This is a genomic window from Novipirellula herctigrandis (assembly GCA_007859835.1).
In the GTDB taxonomy this organism is placed as follows: domain Bacteria; phylum Planctomycetota; class Planctomycetia; order Pirellulales; family Pirellulaceae; genus Novipirellula_A; species Novipirellula_A herctigrandis.
Map to the genome: position 1 here is coordinate 407650 of SJPJ01000001.1, position 893 is coordinate 408542.

Genomic DNA, 893 nt, shown 5'->3' on the forward strand with positions numbered 1-893 from the left:
GGTTTGTAATTTGAACCTACCTTCCCAAAAGCGTCCGGTACACTCGTCTTCACGATTTGCTCGTCGAGCAATGTTCTCTGCCGTACATCGCATCCACCAACTGATGTCACTGAGTCGCCGCCGTCGTTCGTCCAACACTTCGGCTTGATTGACGATCATGTCAATTTCCGGCTTCGTCGGTTCCTCGGGCGACCCATCTTTCTTGCGTCGATGAGGAAACAGCCTCAGCCATCGCCTCGCCACCTCTTGATCGGTCCACTGAGCAACCACATCAGGCCGACTGCGTAAAACGAGGTGCAGATGATTGCTGAGCACCGTATAGGTCAGGCAATCGACTGCAAAAATCCCCGCCAGAAACTCCAATCGATCACGAATCCAGCCACGGCGATGCTCATAGGATTGACCGGAAAACGGGTCTTCGCCACACAAGAATGCACGTCTTACACAGCGTTGAACTGCGTGGAATACCTGAACTTCTGCGGGATCAGCGACTTCATAGCGTGGTTTGCGCGGCATAACGACCTCCTGGACAAGACTTGATGAGCGAGAATTCTAGCAAATCCCAGCAGTAAGGCAATCAAAATGGATGGCCCCTTCTTGCTTCCTTCTTGCTTCCTTCTTGCTTCCTTCTTGCTTCCTTCTTGCTTCCTTCTTGCTTCCCTTCTTGCTTTCCTTCTTGCTTTCATAGCGTGGTTTGCGCGGCATAACGACCTCCTGGACAAGACTTGATGAGCGAGAATTCTAGCAAATCCCAGCAGTAAGGCAAAACCCGTTGGATGGCCCCTTCTTGCCTCCCTTCCCCTTTTCCTCTCCTAAGGGCATGATAGATGCAGCCTGCTTCATCGGCACGTTTGATTCTTGGCATACCATCAGTTGGCTAAAGAAAGATTGAT

Annotated in this window: 2 protein-coding genes; both read right to left on the reverse strand. The window is 51.3% G+C overall.

The genetic code is table 11. The annotated features are described in order from the left end of the window. Window positions 1–516, reverse strand: a 516-nt coding sequence (locus CA13_RS01415; protein WP_473087434.1) for a transposase, incomplete at its 3' end; no start/stop codon positions are given. A gap of 36 nt (window positions 517–552) precedes the next feature. Continuing rightward, window positions 553–705 (reverse strand): hypothetical protein, encoded by a 153-nt coding sequence (locus CA13_RS34515; protein ID WP_419193813.1) that lies wholly within the window; start codon window positions 703–705, stop codon window positions 553–555. Window positions 706–893 lie beyond the last annotated feature (188 nt).

Bases quoted from the DNA above. Each gene is read 5' to 3' on its own strand.
- CA13_RS34515 (WP_419193813.1), bottom strand. From the start codon at position 705: ATGCCGCGCAAACCACGCTATGAAAGCAAGAAGGAAAGCAAGAAGGGA.